Here is a 16572-nt window from a genome sequence, read left to right on the forward strand (position 1 = left end):
ACAAGATGGCTAATAAAAATATTAGCCATCTTACGTTACTAAGTGATTAAACCGCGCGGTTTAATAACATAGATTTAATTTGTCCAATTGCTTTGGTCGGGTTAAGACCTTTAGGACAAACGCTAACACAGTTCATGATACTGTGGCAACGGAACACACTGAACGCATCGTCTAAGTCTGCTAAACGTTCTTCAGTTGCCGTATCGCGGCTATCAGCCAAGAAACGGTAAGCATGAAGAAGGCCTGCTGGACCAATGAACTTGTCTGGATTCCACCAGAACGAAGGACACGATGTAGAACAACATGCACATAAAATACACTCGTAAAGTCCATCTAATTTATCACGTTCTTCAATAGATTGAAGACGCTCACCAGCCGCTGGCTGATCGTTAATTAGGTATGGTTTAACTTTTTCGTACTGAGTGTAGAACTGACTCATGTCAATAACAAGGTCACGTACCACAGGTAAGCCAGGTAAAGGACGAATTACAATAGTACCTTTACCGCCTTTTTGCAGCGTAGATAATGGTGTAATACATGCTAAACCATTTTTACCATTCATATTAACGCCATCAGAGCCACACACGCCTTCACGACATGAGCGACGGAATGATAATGTTGGATCTTGCTCTTTTAATAATAAAAGTGCATCCAATACCATCATGTCCTGACCTTCCTCTGTTTGCAAAGTATATTCTTGCATACGAGGTGCGTTATCAACATCAGGATTGTAACGATAAACTGAAAATTGTACTTGTGCCATCGTCTCGCTCCTAGTAGGTACGTGCTTTAGGTGGGAACGCTTCACGCGTCTTAGGCGCGTAGTTTACGTCACGCTTGCTCATTTCATCCGTTACCGGATTGAATACTGAGTGACATAACCAGTTTTCGTCATCACGATCTGGGTAGTCAAAGCGAGAGTGTGCACCACGGCTTTCAGTACGGAAGTTTGCAGCTACTGCAGTTGAGTAAGCTGTTTCCATTAAGTTGTCTAGTTCAAGACATTCGATACGCTGCGTGTTGAAGTCTGATGATTTATCATCAAGACGTGCATGCTGCAGACGTTCACGAATTTCTTTAAGCTCTTTTAGACCTGTCGCCATAGACTCACCTTCACGGAATACCGAGAAGTTAAGCTGCATACATTGTTGTAGGTCTTTTTTGATTTGAACTGGGTCTTCACCTTGGCCAGCCGTTGAATTTTCCCAACGGTTAAAGCGTGCAAGAGACGCGTCAATATCAGATGCTGTCGGTGCTTTAGTAATTTCAACTTCGTTTAGGTATTTACCTAGGAAGTTACCCGCAGCACGGCCAAATACAACTAAATCAAGTAATGAGTTACCACCTAGGCGGTTTGCACCATGTACAGATACACAGGCAATTTCACCTACGGCAAATAAGCCTTCTACTACTTTTTCGTTGCCGTTAGCATCGATTTGTAGCGCTTGACCATTTACGTTAGTTGGAACACCACCCATCATGTAGTGACAAGTTGGTATTACTGGAATTGGCTCTTTAGCAGGGTCAACGTGTGCGAAAGTTTTAGCAAGGTCACATACGCCTGGTAGACGTAAGTTAAGCGTTTCTTCACCTAAGTGGTCAAGTTTCAGCTTAAGGTGTGGACCCCAAGGACCATCACAACCACGGCCTTCACGGATTTCAGTCATCATTGAACGTGCTACAACGTCACGAGACGCTAAGTCTTTAGCGTTTGGTGCATAACGTTCCATGAAGCGTTCGCCATCTTTATTTAAAAGATAACCACCTTCACCACGACAACCTTCCGTTACAAGTGTACCGGCGCCTGCAATACCCGTTGGGTGGAATTGCCACATTTCCATATCTTGCATAGCAACGCCTGCACGGGCTGCCATACCAACACCATCACCCGTATTAATGTGAGCATTGGTTGTTGATGCGAAAATACGACCAGCACCGCCGGTTGCAAGTACAACAGCTTTTGATTTGAAGAAAGTGATTTCACCTGTTTCAATCTCAATTGCTGTACAGCCTACTACATCGCCATTGTCGTTTTTAACTAAATCTAGTGCATACCACTCAGAGAATACATTAGTTTGGTTTTTAACGTTTTGTTGGTATAGAAGGTGTAATAAAGCATGACCAGTACGGTCAGCTGCTGCTGCAGTACGTGCAGCTTGTTCACCACCAAAGTTTTTCGATTGACCACCGAAAGGACGTTGGTAAACACGGCCATTTTCAAAACGAGAAAATGGTAAACCCATGTTTTCTAATTCAGTAATAGCTTCTGGGCCTGTTTGACACATGTATTCGATAGCGTCTTGGTCACCGATAAAATCGGAACCTTTAACGGTATCGTACATATGCCATTCCCAGTTGTCTTCGTGTGAATTACCTAGCGCTACTGTAATACCACCCTGTGCAGATACAGTGTGTGAGCGTGTTGGGAATACTTTAGATATTAATGCACACGTTTTGCCAGATTCGGTAATGGCAAGAGCGGCGCGCATACCAGCACCACCTGCACCAATTACTACGGCGTCAAATTCACGAACAGAATATTTCACTTAAACACCCCATAAAACGATTAGACCAATAGCTACGTAAGCAACGGCCATCAGGTTTAATACAAAGCCTAAAACAGCGCGTAGTTTAGCGTTTTTAACGTAATCCGTTAAAACTTGCCAAAGGCCAATGCGGGTATGAACCATCATGCATACAAGAGTAATAAGTGTAAAACCCTTCATTGCTAGATTAGAGAATAGGCCTGTCCAGGCTTCGAAAGTGACTTCTGGCGTTGCTAAAAAATAGCCGATAATAAAAATCGCGTATGCGGTGATTACTAGTGCCGTGGTACGTAAAGATACGAAATCTTGTACACCATCACGTTTAAGAGTTGCTTGATTTAAGACCATATCCACACCCCTGCCAGTACGGCAAATACAACGCCAAGTGCCATTGCAATTTTAGCGCTAAGGTTACCTGATTCAAGTTCTTCCCAGTGGCCCATATCCATAATGATGTGACGGATACCACCAATAAGGTGATAACCCAATACAGAAAGTGTGCCCCAAGCTATGAATTTGGCAATGAATCCGCTAAACAGACCCTTGACGAATTCAAAACCTTCAGCTGAAGAAAGAGACTCAGACCAAGCCCAAATGACAAACGTTAAAGCAAAAAATAATGCAACACCGGTGACGCGGTGAAAGATTGATGCTTTAGCCGTTGCCGGCATAGATATAGTTGTTAGATCTAGATTTACAGGTCTTTGCTTTTTCACAGTTACTTGCCCATCTTGCTCACATTGGAGCTCATCTACTTGTTTTTCTAAAACCCACCAAAATTTCTGGTGGAACTATCAAAGTAAACGTGTCAATACAGCAAAAGTTCACAAATCTGCAAAAATTACGCTGTAAAAATATGTTTACCTAAATACAAAGCGGTTTAAAACCTCCGATAGTATATATACCCAAAGGTTGTTTTACAATTCTTGTTTAGTTAGAGACGTTTGCGAATTAGCCGATAGTATAATATTTAATTAATACCGAATATTTATTATACATATATGCATAATGTTTATAAAAATTGACTTTAACCCCCTCTTTCACGTTAAAATGCGAAGATGTGCTTAAAACAAGATTTCAGAACTTTAAAAATCTAAAAATCAGAATAGATATCTTAATAGGAGATACATAGATGGCAGATAAAAAAGCCACAGTCCATATTGATGGACTAGATCCAATCGAACTTCCAATTTATCAAGGCACTGCTGGCCAAGATGTGATCGACGTACGTACGTTAGGTTCACACGGTCACTTTACTTATGACCCAGGTTTCATGTCGACTGGCTCTTGTGAATCTGCAATCACCTACATTGATGGTGGTAAAGGTGTATTACTTCACCGTGGTTACCCAATTGAGCAATTAGCTGAAGACTCTAACTATATTGAGCTTTGTTACTTACTTTTAAACGGTGAGTTACCAACTAAAGAGCAATACGATGCATTTGCAAAAGAAATCACGCATAACACCATGCTTGATGAGAAAATTGCTAACTTTTTCCAAGGTTTCCGCTTCGATGCTCACCCAATGGCAATGCTATGTGGTGTAGTAGGCGCATTATCTTCTTTTTACCACGAAGATCTTGATATTACTGATGCAAGCCAACGTAAAACAAGCGCTATTAAACTTGTCGCTAAATTACCGACTATTGCAGCTATGGCGTACAAAACAAACATTGGTCAGCCGTTTGTTTACCCACGTAACGATTTAAGCTACGCAGAAAACTTCTTACACATGATGTTCTCTGTACCGGCTGAAGAATACAAAGTTAACCCTGTGACAGCTAAAGCAATGGATAAAATCTTCATGCTTCATGCTGATCATGAGCAAAACGCATCAACGTCAACAGTACGTTTAGCAGGTTCTTCAGGCGCTAACCCATATGCATGTATTGCAGCGGGTATCGCATCTCTTTGGGGCCCTGCTCACGGCGGTGCTAACGAAGCATGTTTAAACATGTTAGAAGAGATTGGTTCTGTTGATCGTATTGATGAGTACGTAGCAAAAGCAAAAGATAAGTCTGATCCGTTCCGTCTTATGGGCTTTGGTCACCGTGTTTACAAAAACTTCGACCCACGCGCTACAGTAATGCGTCAAACGTGTCACGAAGTATTAGAAGAGCTTAACATTCAAGATCCGCTTCTTGATATTGCAATGAAGCTTGAACAGATTGCCCTTGAAGACCCATACTTTGTAGAGAAGAAACTTTACCCTAACGTTGATTTCTACTCAGGTATTATCTTAAAAGCGATTGGTATTCCAACAAGCATGTTCACTGTAATTTTTGCAATGGCACGTACTGTTGGTTGGATCACTCACTGGGATGAGATGCTATCTCAACCTGGTCATAAGATCAGCCGCCCTCGTCAAATGTATACTGGTTACACTCAACGTGACTTCGTATCAACTGACAAGCGCTAAGCTTAGTTAGTTAAAAAAGGCCGCTTTTGCGGCCTTTTTTGTGTGCTTTGCTTGTCAATTTTATGAAACCGATTACAATTCCTGCCTAAATTTATAGATGTTGAATAGCCATGCCTTCTCAAGAGTTTGATATAACAAAAATCCGCAACGACTTCCCTACTCTAAACCAAACCCTTAATGGCAACCCTTTAGTATATTTAGACTCTGGCGCAACGTCGCAAAAGCCACAAAGCGTTATTGATGCAACGACTCGTTTTTATAATTTAGGCAACGCAAACGTTCACAGAGGCCGCCATACTTTAAGCGAGCGCGCTACAGAACAATATGAAGAGGCAAGATTAAAAACAGCGGATTACTTTAACGTAAATGCTAAAGAAATCGTCTGGACAAAAGGCGCGACAGAGGCGCTAAATTTACTTGCTCATGGCCTACAAAGGCAAATTACAGGTGAAGATACGGTATTAATTACCCCCCTTGAGCACCACGCTAATATTGTACCTTGGCAGGTATTAACACAAAATACCGGGGCTACACTATCTGCACTTCCCCTTGAGCAAAACGCGACGTTTAATATAGTGCGCTGTATAGACATGATCACGCGCACTAAAGCAAAGGTGCTGTGTATCAGCCAAGCGTCTAACGCATTAGGTAATATTACCAATTTAGCGCCATTAATAGCTGCAGCGAAAGCAGTCGGCACGTTAGTTGTTGTTGATGGCGCACAAGGAGCCATGCATTTACGCCCTAATCTAAAGCAGCTTGGATGCGATTTTTATGTATTCTCAGCGCATAAAATGCTTGGCCCTACGGGTGTTGGGGGCTTATATGGTCGCTATGAATTACTTAATACGCTTACCCCGTATCAAACGGGTGGTGAGATGATAGATACTGTAACCCTTGAAAAAAGCACCTACAGAGACGCTCCTGCTAAATTTGAGACCGGCACCCCAAATATAGCCGGCGTCATTGGCTTTAGTGCAGCAATTGATTATTTATCAGCCCTAAACATACAACAGTTACAGCGCCATGAGCAGGCTATTTTTAATTATGCAGCCACACAATTGAGTAAAATTGACGGTATTACTATTTATAGCGACCTAAACAACAATATTGGCACCCTCAGTTTTAATTATAAAAGTGAACACCCCTACGATTTGGCAACTTTGCTTGACGGATTTGGTATTGCAGTACGCAGTGGACACCATTGTACGCAACCATTAATGCACCATTTAGGGGTAAAAGGCACTGTTCGAGCAAGCTTTGCATTTTATAATACCCATCAAGATGTTGATAATTTCATCAACGCCTTGAAAGAAACGATTGAATTATTAGACTAATTTAGGATAACTCATGACAAATACGTTTAAAAACGTAGTAAAACCTATACAACAGGCGCAATCTTGGCAGCAAAAATATCGCGAAATAATGCTTCTGGGCAAAACACTTCCCGCTTTAGCGGATGTACTTAAAACCGATGACGCACTGGTGCCAGGGTGTGAGAGCAAAGTGTGGATGTTTATGGAGTTTGACGATAGCGAGAATCGTTTAGTGGTTATTGGCGATTCAGACACTCGCATTGTAAAAGGCTTATTAGCGATAATTTTAGCGCTTTATAATGGCTTAACACCTGAAGAGGTCGTGAATATTAATGCGTATGACGAATTTGAAAAGTTAGGCTTAATTAAACACCTTAGTGCATCTCGAGGGAACGGAATAAAAGCCATGGTCGAGGCAATTCAAAGCATGGCAACTAACAAGCTCAATTAAACTATTGAGCTTGTTGTAAACGCTGTTTTTTATCTAAATATTTACGTACCGCTTTAGCCGCTACAAAAAAGCCAAAACTTCCGGTGATCATAGTTACCGAGCCAAACCCGTTATTACAATCCATATTCATTGTACCATCAGCATTTTGTTTAGCATGGCATACACTGCCATCACTGCCTGGGTAAACAAGTTGCTCAGTTGAGTACACACAATCAATATTAAATTTGCGTTTAGGGTTGTTACTAAAATTATATTGTTTGCGTAAAATATAACGCACTTTAGCAAGGAGCGGATCTTGCGTGGTTTTAGCCACATCACCAAATGTTATTTGGCTAGGATCAGTTTGCCCACCCGCGCCGCCAGTAGTAATAATAGGCATTTTATTACGCTTACAATGAGCAATAAGCGCTGCTTTTTCTTTAACTGCATCGATACAGTCAATAACGTAATCAAAACCTTGAATATGCTCACGAATATTTTCAAGAGTAATAAAGTCATCTATCACAGTTACTTTACACTCTGGGTTTATCAGTTCGCAGCGGCATTTCATTGCATCTACTTTGGCTTGGCCAATACTGCCGCTAAGTGCATGAATTTGCCTATTTACGTTCGTCGCGCAAATATCATCTAAGTCAATTAAAGTGATTTTACCCACGCCTGTACGTGCTAAAGCTTCTGCGGTCCAACTTCCTACACCGCCTATGCCCACTACACAAAAATGGGCTTGTTGTAGCCAGTCAAATTGTTGGTTACCGTATAGGCGTTTGATCCCGCCAAAACGAATATCTGTTACTTGTTCGCTCATTTACCAATCCAGTTGCCACGGCGATTGCCATGCTTGAAATTCTTGATGATTAATTAATTGCTGGTACTCATCACCCGTAGTAGGTAGCAAAGAGCAATTAATTTGCTCCCCATGCCATAAAAAACTTAACGCATAGGCATGAAGATACGCCCGCTCAGCTTTGCTGCCACTATAAAGTGTATCGCCTAAAATTGGCGCCCCTAAACTTTTTAATGCTACTCTAAGTTGGTGGGTTTTGCCCGAATACGGCTTTAAAATATACGCTCTAAACCCGGGCTTATAACTAAAAGAATAAAAGCGGGTAATGGCCGGGTTTTGCACGGTCGGTAAAAGCTTAAACATGCCTCTGCGAGACTTAGCCATATCACCTTTTATCCACCCTTGCTTTTTTTTAGGTTTAGCATTGCTTATAGCTAAATAAAACTTGTTTATTGCGTGCTCAGTAAAAAGAGACGTAAATTTAGCAGCGGCTTCTTTATTGCGACTAAGAATAATAAGGCCAGATGTCACTTTATCAAGGCGGTGAACAGCAAATAATTTTTCGCCAGTTTGCTGCTCAGCTAATACCACAAACCCTTTTTCACCTTCTGAGTGAAAATTAAGCCCCGCTGGTTTTTCAAAAATATAAAAATCAGCGTGGCTAAACACTATGGGTAATTCACTTTTAACCATTATTAGGCTTGCTTAGCTTTTAGGTAGGCAATCACTTTTTCTAAATCCTCGGCCGTATCAACCCCAGCATGTGGCGTTACTTTGGCCTGCTCAATTTTGATAGCGTAACCATGGTACAACACCCTAAGTTGCTCTAGCGACTCAAGTACTTCAAGTGGCGATACACTTAGCTCAATATACTGCTTAATGAAGCCCGCGCGATAAGCATATATACCCACATGGCGCTGAAAAGGCGTTATATCTAACACACTGTCGTTATTTAACATTGCGCTTCTGTCAAACGGAATACTGGCACGTGAAAAGTACAACGCATTTTTATTAATATCACTAACAACCTTCACGGCATTAGGATTAAACACTTCGTCTTGCTCTTCAATGGCTACACTTAATGTTGCCATTGGTGCGCTTGAATTATTTAGTAAAGTGGCAACTTGCGATACGTTTTCGCTGGCAAGTAATGGCTCATCGCCTTGTACATTTACCACCAGGGTTTCTGCGTCTAGCTTAAGTAAGTCAACAACCTCTGCTAAACGTTCGGTACCCGATTGATGATCTTCTCGCGTCATCAGCACATCGTTTGTGAACAATTTAACAGCATCAAAAACTTTTTGATGATCGGTTGCAATAACCACTTTACTTGCACCTGACAAACACGCTTTTTCATACACGTGTTGAATCATAGGTTTACCGCATATGTCAGCTAATGGTTTGCCAGGCAAACGGGTAGACGCGTAACGTGCAGGTATAACAACTACGAATTCCACTTATCAACCTCATCTTGAGATAGCTCACGCGCTTCATTTTCTAAAAGTACCGGTATATCGTCGCGTACTGGGTATGCAAGTTTAGCTGCAGTACTAATAAGTTCTGCATTTTCTTTATCAAAACGAAGCTTTCCTTTACACACAGGACAAGCAATTATTTCAAGTAATTTTGTATCAAAGGCCATTGAGGATCCCTTTTTGTTTTAATAATAAATCTAATTTATGTATTACAGCGTCAGTAGGTTTTGCATTTACGGGTAGGTAGTACCAAGTATCTTTTGCAAAGTCTCTACATTTTACTGCATCTTTTTCTGTCATTAATACGTTGTCATCATTAAATTGAGTAAAATCAGCCATGCTATAAGCATAGTGATCTCGATAATGATGAGTCGAAAGCAGCTGAATATTTTGCCCCTTTAATGAATCTTCAAAACGTTGTGGGTTACCAATGGCACTTACCGCATGGCCTTTTTCAATGGTTTTATTCACAGGGGTATTGTTAGCAACGTGTTTAAGTGCACCAGTTTGCAAAACGTAGCTAAGGGATGCATCTCCCCCGTTTTCAATCACTAAATCAACGCTATTTAATCTGTTTGTGGTTTCACGTAATGGCCCTGCAGGCATAACAAAGCCATTACCAAATCGCCTTTGGCTATCAACAATGCAGCACTCTATATCGCGCGCCATTTTATAATGCTGCATACCATCATCTGAGATTATGACATCCACACAAAATTGCTGCTCTAATAATGTAATGTTGGCTTTTCTATCGGGTCCAACAACAAGCGGACATTTTAAGCGATTAAATAAAAGTATTGGCTCATCACCGGCTTGTGCACTTGTTACGCCGCGCTCTACCACCAGCGGGTAGCTGTTGGCTTTACCGCCGTAACCTCGGCTGATAATACCCACTTTTAGGCCTTGCTCTGACAAGTATTCGTAAAGCCATAACACAAATGGCGTTTTGCCATTTCCGCCTACACTTATATTGCCCACCACAATCACTTTAGATTTAGCTTTAAAAGGCGTGGCAAAGCCAACCTTAAAAAACCATTTCCTAATGCTTGAAATTAACCAAAAAAGCGCAGCTAATGGCAGTAAAACTAGCGTTATAAAACTAAATGGTTTATACCAGCTTTGCTCTATTTTACTCACCCGTGCTCACCAAACTGCATTTTACATAGAGCTGAATAAGTACCATCTTTAGCTAGTAAACTCTGATGATCGCCACTTTCAATCACCCGGCCACCATCAATAACGTATATTTTGTCGCTGTTCTCAATGGTTGAAAGACGATGGGCAATGACTATAGACGTTTTGTCTTGCATAAGGGTATCAAGAGCTTGCTGAATTAGTTTTTCAGACTCTGTGTCTAAGGCTGAAGTTGCTTCATCTAAAATTAAAATAGGTGCATCTTTTAATATAGCGCGAGCAATTGCTATACGTTGACGTTGACCACCAGAGAGCATCACCCCGTTTTCACCGACCATGGTATTGAGCTGCTCAGGTAGGTCTTTAACAAATTCCCACACGTGGGCTTGTTTAACCACCTCTTCTAATTGCTGCGGTGTTATTTCGCGGCTTATGCCATAACAAATATTATTAGCAATTGTGTCGTTAAATAACACAACTTGCTGAGATACTAAGGCAAACTGGCGGCGTAAATCAGCCAGTTTATATTTCTCAAGCGCAACGCCATCTAATAAAATTTCACTTGGTGCTTCTAAATCATAATAACGCGGTAATAAATTAGAAATAGTCGATTTACCCGAGCCTGAACGCCCTACAAGCGCGATGCTTTCACCGGCTTTTATACTTATTGATAGGTTATTTAAAACAGCTTCATCTTTAGTTGGGTATTTAAAGGTAACGTTTTTAACCTCAATTTCGCCCTTCACTTTATCTACGCTGTAAGTCCCTTTGTCTTTTTCAATTTCTTCATCTAAAACTAAAAAAATACTTTGCGCTGCAGAAATACCGCGCTGCATATCACTGTTCACGTTTGCTAATTGTTTAAGCGGGCGTAAAAGCATCATCATAGAAGAGATGAGTACCATAAAATCGCCAGAGCTGATTGTATCTATCATTGAAGGCATAGATACAACCCACAAAATAACAGCCATTGCACTTGCTGCAAGCACTTGAATTACCGATACGCTTAACGCTTTAGTGGCATCCATTTTTATACGTTGCTGACGATTATGATTATTGATTTTTGAAAACTGGTCGATTTCTTGTTTTTGCCCACCAAAACCATGAATAACTTTGTGTCCACTTAGCATTTGCTCAGAGCTACGGGTGACCTGCCCCATTGCAGACTGTATATTTTTCGAAATATGGCGAAAGCGTTTAGACACAAACGTTACAATAATTGCCACTAATGGAATGATCACTAAAAAAATCAGCGAAAGCTGCCAGCTGGTATAAAACATAAGGGCAAGTAGAAAAACGACAAAAGCGCCTTCTCTTACAACAATTAACAGTGCTTTGGTGATTGCTTGCTGAACTTGTTCTGTATCAAAAGTAATTTTTGAAATTAAATCACCTGTTGAGTTTTTATCATGAAACGAAACAGGCAAATGCAATATGTGTTCAAATAACTGCTGGCGTAACGAACGAACTACTTGCGAGCCTACATAGCTTAGGCAATACGAAGACATAAAATTAAACAGCCCACGCCCTATTACCAGCGCAATTACAACAAAAGGGGCATAAGCTAGCACTTCGCTATTACGTTGGTTTAGGCCTTCATCAATAAAGGGTTTCATTAATTGAATAAATAAAGCATCCATACCCGAATAGCCGATCATTCCAATAATAGCGACGAAGGCAACGCTTTTATAATCACCAACGTAAGAAATCAACCGTTTATAAATTTGTGTAGTACTTTGACTCATATTACTCTCGTTATACAATTACAGCCCTTATTGTATCCTTCAAACCGTTAAAACTAAACGTCAATCTTCTATAAACCAATAACTTTCGTGTTTGCGCGCCGTTGTCACTTTAAAGCTATCTTGATAAATACTTACCGTAATTTGCCCATCAAGTGCCGTAACATATTGTTTAGCATTTATAGCTTTGTAGCGCGAAACCACTTTTTCACTGGGAAATTGCCATTGGCCTTGAAAAGCTGTTGAGTGAATAACCGTATGTGGATTTACATGGTTGATAAACTCCGTGCTTGAAGACGTATCGCTGCCATGATGAGGGCTTAAAATCACATCGGCTTGTAACGAGTGAGTTTTAATAAGGCTCAGCTCACGTGCTTTAGAAATATCACCCGTTAATAACATAGTAAGTTGGGGTGATTTGATTAAAAGCACACACGAATTATCGTTTTCGTTATTAAATGTGTTATCAGCAAAGCTGCTAATGCGCAATCCATTAAAGTTATAATCTAAAGACATACACTGTGTAGTTATGCCATGTGGGTGAAACCGCTTAAAGCTTTCACCAAACCCTGCATTAATAAAATGTGCTGCGCCCCCTGCATGGTCGTTGTCTTGATGGCTTATTATTGCATCACTGACCGTTAAGTTATGTGTTTTCAAATAAGGAATTAACACACTGTATGTACGGCTAAAACGGTTAAAATAACTAGGGCCAAAATCGTAAACCAGCGCTTGATTGTCTTTTTCGAGTAACGTCATTAATCCGTGCCCAACATCAAACACATGCAGTTGCCAAAGAGGTTTTGGTAAATACAGATAATCTATTAATGTAACGCATAGAGGAATGAGTGCTAAACGTTTAAAGGGGCTAAACCAGGCGATTAATATGCATAGATAAGCTGCGACTAAGTACAATGTACGCGGTTTAGCTATATCTAACCATCTGTAATGCCAAGGGATTTCATCCATATACTTAAACAATGTTATAAGTACACTATCGAATAATAAAATGACGGGCGTTATATCTACCACAGCACTTATTATCGTAAATAGCAGCAAAAGTGGCATGATTGCCACGCTTAATAATGGAATTGCCAATAAATTAATAACCAGCCCAGCAATACTTACCCCACTAAAATAAATAAGGGTAATGGGCAAAAGCCCAATAAATAAAGCAAGCTGAATAATACACAGCGCCATAAACACGCCAAGCCAATTATATTTAGTTTTAGGAAGGTGTTTTATAACAAGGAAAATAATTGCAACCGCAATAAAAGAAAAATATAAACCTGGGTTTAAAACATTAAAAGGATTGATGAGTAATACAGCGACTAAAGCATATAAAATGCTTCGCCAGCGCAGTGGCTGTTTGGCAATAAAGTAAAGACCTAATACGCAACTTAACATAATAAATGCGCGAGTCGCTGAAAGTAAAAATTCACTTAAATACACATAGATAAATGCCGCTAACCACCCGATAAAACAATAAACAATAGTTAAATTAATAGACTGCAATACTTTAATTTTAAGGATGTATGCTGTGTACTTACTCAGTAAATAAAAACAGCTGAATATAAGCCCTATGTGCAACCCTGAAATAGCTAATAAATGGCTGAGCCCTAAACTTTGCATTGTTTGTTTATTTTCAAACGACATCAGTGATTTATCACCACTAAGCAATGCATAATAAAGCCAATTAAGCGTTGTTTTTTGATAAGTGTGTTTTAAAAACGACCTGTATTTATAAATTATTGAAGGTGAAGCCGCGCTAGTAATGCGCAATTGTTTATTAAGTACTTTGCCTTTAAATAGTATGCGTTGTTTAAAGGCATGCACATTAGTATCAAACACACCGATATTTTTAATTGTTCTGAATTTTTTCAGCGCTATTGTTGCCTCAAAAGTATCGCCCTGCTTAATAAGCTGTGCAGAATCGACACTTAACATGGCTTTAGGTGCTTTAAATTTGTGTATTTCATCCCCATTTAACTTTAATAACGTTGCTTTTATATACTGTGGTTGCTTTGCAGAGATAACGTCATCAACAAGAATTGTGGCAGGGTAAGCATAGTTATTTTCATCATTTGGCAATGTATAGCTATAAAACAGGTAAAAGTGCACAACAATGCAGCAAATAGCTAAAATAAACCCTAACAAAACATTCAAAAACGGCTTAAAATAGGCGCTCGCAATAAGGACAGATATTGTGATGACTGTAAATTCATGGGTTTGATAATAAAATACGGTTGAAATACAACCTATTACAAATCCAAGACTAATCCACACTGAAGTAAATGGTTGCTTGAAATGCCTAAGAAAACGATCCAACGATTTTTACCTGATCCTAATAAAATTAGGCATCATAAAACACTTAGAATATTCGGCCGCCTATTACAAGACGCCAACCTATGGCATTTAAACAGACGCTCGGCAAGGGGCGCATTTGCGGTTGGTTTATTTTTTGCGTTCATCCCTGTTCCTTTTCAAATGGTTTTAGCCGCTGCGGCAGCTATTGTATTTAGAGTTAACTTACCTATTTCTGTGGCATTAGTGTGGCTTACCAACCCACTGACTATGCCGCCAATATTTTACGGCTCATACCTTGTAGGTACGCTTGTTTTAAATCAACCAGAGCAGCATTTTGCATTTGAAGCCAGTTGGGCATGGTTCTTAGAAAGCCTTTCTACCATCGGTCCTGCATTTTTAATTGGCTCACTGGTGTGCGCTTCTGTTGCCGCTATTATTGCTTATTTAGGTATTGATATTATTTGGCGACGCTCTGTGCGCAAAGCCTGGTTAGCGCGAAATACTAATACGCAATAAAGCCAACTATTAAAGTGCTCAAAGAGAATGACTTAATGAAGTAAATTGAGATAACTAATTAACGCCAAGCACTTTATTATAGACGAAAAAAAACCAACTTTTATAAGTTGGTTTTTTTATGAAAAGCAAAAAGCTTAAAATCTAAATACTCTGCGTAAGCCCACTAGCGGCAATAATAACAGTGTGTACCAAGGGAAGCTTGCTGAGCTTCTTTCATAGAGCTCTTCTTCTATTGGTGTACAGTCTTCTACTTCACCATCAATAGGTGTTAGTTTTACTGCAACAGCAACACTCTCGTACTCAATATTACCTTCAATATCGGTTTCTACATTACCAAAGGTATCGCGCTTTTCAACGGTTTTGGTAGCTACACCAAAAATTTCATTGTCTTCATTAATGACTTTCGCTTCAGCCATTGTGTAGGCGTAGTCTGTTTCACCATCTGTTTCGTAACAAGGTAGTAAATCGTTTAAGTTGGTAATTTTATCGTCACCAATTTTATATATAAACGCTTCTTTACGACGGCTGTTTTCAGATGTACCAACCTCGCCTTCACCAACAACATAACCTTGGTTATTAATATCATTACCATAAGCGCTTGAGCTATTAAAGTAACCGGTAGGGAAAACGGTATTGCCAGTACTTATATCATGATAGAAAAACTGATCACGGATCGTGGTTTCAATACGCTTTGATGCATAACCAACAATTACATCGTTGTCATTGACAGCAAGCGCTTTACCAGAAAGCCAATCATCTTCTTGGTCTATAAAATTAAACACGTCACCATTTTTAAAATAAACAGGCATTGTTAAAATAGTGTCGTCATTTTTATAGTAACGAGCATTTGAAGAGCCCACCACTGTGCCATTATTATTTAGTGCAAGAGCGGTACTTGTAAAAGCAAAGTCATCATCTTCTTCTGGCGTTAAGGCAAGGCCTAGTATTTCAGTAGAAGTGATATTAAATGCTTCATCAAGCTCCCATTTTACCGCGCGCTCATCAAATACGCCGGTGGTTACACTTGAATTTAATAATTCCACACAGGTATTGGTTGGCTCGTCTTCGTTATCACAGTTATCTTCAATATTATCAAGCCTGTCTTCAGGAATACCTGTTGAAACATAACCAACGACAGTGTATCCGTCATTTGTTTTAACAATATCGTTAGCTCGGCTAGTACCGCCGTAATCGTCAAAGTCTGGAACTAACTCAACCTTTTGCGTTCCATCTTCAGAAATAACTATTCCGCGCTCAATAAAGTCATGGGTAAACCATGTTTCTTCTTCATCTTCATCATCTGGCGTAAATAAAACTTTATCATATGGAGCTGCACTCCAACCAACGCTCACGCCATCTTCGCTTACCGCGTTGTAAAAGTTACTAACCGAACGCGTTAAACCATCGTAATCTACCGACTCTTCATCAAACAGTATTTGCTCAGTAACTATGCCATCGTCAAACTTGATACCAACTACCGAGCTTAACTTTTGGTACTCGTAATCCGTTGGTCTGCCAGCTAAAAAGCTAACCATAAATGAATGCGCATCGGCGTTATTAAAAACCGCATCGTTATTTTCTATATCATCAAGTGTAAAAGTAATTTCTTTATCACTTAGCTCAAAGTTGTACTCTTCACTATCGTACGCATTTTCAATAACGCTTTCGGTAAAGTCGATATAGCTAATATCGATTGGTAAATTATACAATCCGTTGGCAGTACCAATAATGTGCCCGCTTTCGCTTACGTCAGTCACGTAAGAATGTTTAGCGCCGTCAAGAGTACCTAGTTCTGTTAATTCATAGGTTGCACTTAATGCAGATGTACTCAATGTCGCTAAAATACTGGCAGCGAGTAATTTATATTTCATTTTAATCCTTA

The 16572-nt window shown here is 39.9% G+C and carries 16 protein-coding genes; 4 read left to right on the forward strand and 12 right to left on the reverse strand.

From position 1 onward, the window contains the following. Window positions 1–46: 46 nt before the first annotated feature. The 4 genes from PSH50_RS00800 to sdhC are packed head-to-tail and all read right to left on the reverse strand — an operon-like array spanning window position 47 to window position 3262. Window positions 47–763 (reverse strand): succinate dehydrogenase iron-sulfur subunit, encoded by a 717-nt coding sequence (locus tag PSH50_RS00800; RefSeq protein ID WP_004586682.1) that lies wholly within the window; start codon window positions 761–763, stop codon window positions 47–49. A gap of 10 nt (window positions 764–773) precedes the next feature. Beyond that, window positions 774–2546, reverse strand: coding sequence for a succinate dehydrogenase flavoprotein subunit (gene sdhA / locus PSH50_RS00805; RefSeq protein ID WP_004586683.1), 1773 nt, complete (start codon window positions 2544–2546; stop codon window positions 774–776). Continuing rightward, window positions 2547–2894 carry a succinate dehydrogenase, hydrophobic membrane anchor protein gene (sdhD, locus tag PSH50_RS00810; RefSeq protein WP_004586684.1) on the reverse strand — a complete coding sequence of 116 codons (348 nt, stop codon included), beginning with the start codon at window positions 2892–2894 and terminating at the stop codon, window positions 2547–2549. Next, entirely contained in the window at window positions 2885–3262 is a 378-nt protein-coding gene (gene sdhC / locus PSH50_RS00815; protein ID WP_084554498.1) for a succinate dehydrogenase, cytochrome b556 subunit, read from the reverse strand. The genes sdhD and sdhC overlap by 10 nt, the downstream gene beginning before the upstream one ends. A gap of 416 nt (window positions 3263–3678) precedes the next feature. On the opposite strand from sdhC, the gene PSH50_RS00820 reads away from it, so the two are divergent. From PSH50_RS00820 to PSH50_RS00830, 3 genes are all read left to right on the forward strand, one after another. Beyond that, window positions 3679–4965 (forward strand): citrate synthase, encoded by a 1287-nt coding sequence (locus PSH50_RS00820; RefSeq protein WP_004586686.1) that lies wholly within the window; start codon window positions 3679–3681, stop codon window positions 4963–4965. Between the two features lie 110 nt (window positions 4966–5075). After that, window positions 5076–6302, forward strand: a complete 1227-nt coding sequence (locus PSH50_RS00825) for an aminotransferase class V-fold PLP-dependent enzyme (RefSeq protein ID WP_121637539.1) — start codon at window positions 5076–5078, stop codon at window positions 6300–6302. Between the two features lie 13 nt (window positions 6303–6315). Continuing rightward, entirely contained in the window at window positions 6316–6732 is a 417-nt protein-coding gene (locus PSH50_RS00830; protein WP_004586688.1) for a SufE family protein, read from the forward strand. A gap of 1 nt (window position 6733) precedes the next feature. Here PSH50_RS00830 and tcdA read toward each other — a convergent pair whose 3' ends face one another. The 7 genes from tcdA to PSH50_RS00865 are packed head-to-tail and all read right to left on the reverse strand — an operon-like array spanning window position 6734 to window position 14195. Next, on the reverse strand, window positions 6734–7537 hold the full coding sequence (tcdA, locus tag PSH50_RS00835; protein WP_273587347.1) for a tRNA cyclic N6-threonylcarbamoyladenosine(37) synthase TcdA: 804 nt from the start codon (window positions 7535–7537) through the stop codon (window positions 6734–6736). After that, window positions 7538–8209 carry a TIGR01621 family pseudouridine synthase gene (locus tag PSH50_RS00840; RefSeq protein ID WP_273587349.1) on the reverse strand — a complete coding sequence of 224 codons (672 nt, stop codon included), beginning with the start codon at window positions 8207–8209 and terminating at the stop codon, window positions 7538–7540. It lies immediately after the preceding gene. 2 nt (window positions 8210–8211) lie between these two features. Beyond that, complete coding sequence (kdsB, locus tag PSH50_RS00845) at window positions 8212–8973, reverse strand: 3-deoxy-manno-octulosonate cytidylyltransferase (RefSeq protein ID WP_024033541.1); 762 nt, start codon at window positions 8971–8973, stop codon at window positions 8212–8214. Then, window positions 8961–9158, reverse strand: coding sequence for a Trm112 family protein (locus PSH50_RS00850; protein WP_004586692.1), 198 nt, complete (start codon window positions 9156–9158; stop codon window positions 8961–8963). The genes kdsB and PSH50_RS00850 overlap by 13 nt, the downstream gene beginning before the upstream one ends. Then, entirely contained in the window at window positions 9148–10128 is a 981-nt protein-coding gene (gene lpxK, locus PSH50_RS00855; RefSeq protein WP_273587352.1) for a tetraacyldisaccharide 4'-kinase, read from the reverse strand. Before lpxK ends, PSH50_RS00850 begins: the two co-directional genes overlap by 11 nt. Then, the gene (msbA, locus tag PSH50_RS00860) at window positions 10125–11870 is read right to left on the reverse strand and encodes a lipid A export permease/ATP-binding protein MsbA (protein WP_096739572.1); all 1746 of its coding nucleotides are present in this window, start codon (window positions 11868–11870) and stop codon (window positions 10125–10127) included. The genes lpxK and msbA overlap by 4 nt, the downstream gene beginning before the upstream one ends. Before the next feature lie 60 nt (window positions 11871–11930). Beyond that, window positions 11931–14195, reverse strand: a complete 2265-nt coding sequence (locus PSH50_RS00865) for a DNA internalization-related competence protein ComEC/Rec2 (protein ID WP_273587355.1) — start codon at window positions 14193–14195, stop codon at window positions 11931–11933. Between PSH50_RS00865 and PSH50_RS00870 the strand changes: the two genes are divergently transcribed. After that, window positions 14175–14690 carry a DUF2062 domain-containing protein gene (locus PSH50_RS00870; RefSeq protein WP_273587357.1) on the forward strand — a complete coding sequence of 172 codons (516 nt, stop codon included), beginning with the start codon at window positions 14175–14177 and terminating at the stop codon, window positions 14688–14690. The two genes, PSH50_RS00865 and PSH50_RS00870, sit on opposite strands and share 21 nt — an antisense overlap. 134 nt (window positions 14691–14824) lie before the next feature. Here the strand turns inward: PSH50_RS00870 and PSH50_RS00875 are convergent, their stop codons facing one another. Beyond that, window positions 14825–16561: a DUF3466 family protein gene (locus tag PSH50_RS00875; protein ID WP_004586697.1), complete on the reverse strand. Its 1737-nt coding sequence runs from the start codon at window positions 16559–16561 to the stop codon at window positions 14825–14827. Window positions 16562–16572: the final 11 nt, after the last annotated feature.

This window comes from Pseudoalteromonas sp. Angola-7 (genome assembly GCF_028599255.1).
In the GTDB taxonomy this organism is placed as follows: Bacteria; Pseudomonadota; Gammaproteobacteria; order Enterobacterales; family Alteromonadaceae; genus Pseudoalteromonas; species Pseudoalteromonas atlantica.

What these genes read in the sequence shown, in the direction of transcription:
- PSH50_RS00800 (WP_004586682.1), bottom strand. Translation starts at nt 763, where the DNA reads ATGGCACAAGTACAATTTTCAGTTTATCGTTACAATCCTGATGTTGAT.
- PSH50_RS00875 (WP_004586697.1), bottom strand. Translation starts at nt 16,561, where the DNA reads ATGAAATATAAATTACTCGCTGCCAGTATTTTAGCGACATTGAGTACA.
- PSH50_RS00870 (WP_273587357.1), top strand. Translation starts at nt 14,175, where the DNA reads ATGCCTAAGAAAACGATCCAACGATTTTTACCTGATCCTAATAAAATT.
- sdhD (WP_004586684.1), bottom strand. Translation starts at nt 2,894, where the DNA reads ATGGTCTTAAATCAAGCAACTCTTAAACGTGATGGTGTACAAGATTTC.
- msbA (WP_096739572.1), bottom strand. Translation starts at nt 11,870, where the DNA reads ATGAGTCAAAGTACTACACAAATTTATAAACGGTTGATTTCTTACGTT.
- tcdA (WP_273587347.1), bottom strand. Translation starts at nt 7,537, where the DNA reads ATGAGCGAACAAGTAACAGATATTCGTTTTGGCGGGATCAAACGCCTA.
- PSH50_RS00830 (WP_004586688.1), top strand. Translation starts at nt 6,316, where the DNA reads ATGACAAATACGTTTAAAAACGTAGTAAAACCTATACAACAGGCGCAA.
- PSH50_RS00850 (WP_004586692.1), bottom strand. Translation starts at nt 9,158, where the DNA reads ATGGCCTTTGATACAAAATTACTTGAAATAATTGCTTGTCCTGTGTGT.
- PSH50_RS00825 (WP_121637539.1), top strand. Translation starts at nt 5,076, where the DNA reads ATGCCTTCTCAAGAGTTTGATATAACAAAAATCCGCAACGACTTCCCT.
- PSH50_RS00820 (WP_004586686.1), top strand. Translation starts at nt 3,679, where the DNA reads ATGGCAGATAAAAAAGCCACAGTCCATATTGATGGACTAGATCCAATC.
- PSH50_RS00840 (WP_273587349.1), bottom strand. Translation starts at nt 8,209, where the DNA reads ATGGTTAAAAGTGAATTACCCATAGTGTTTAGCCACGCTGATTTTTAT.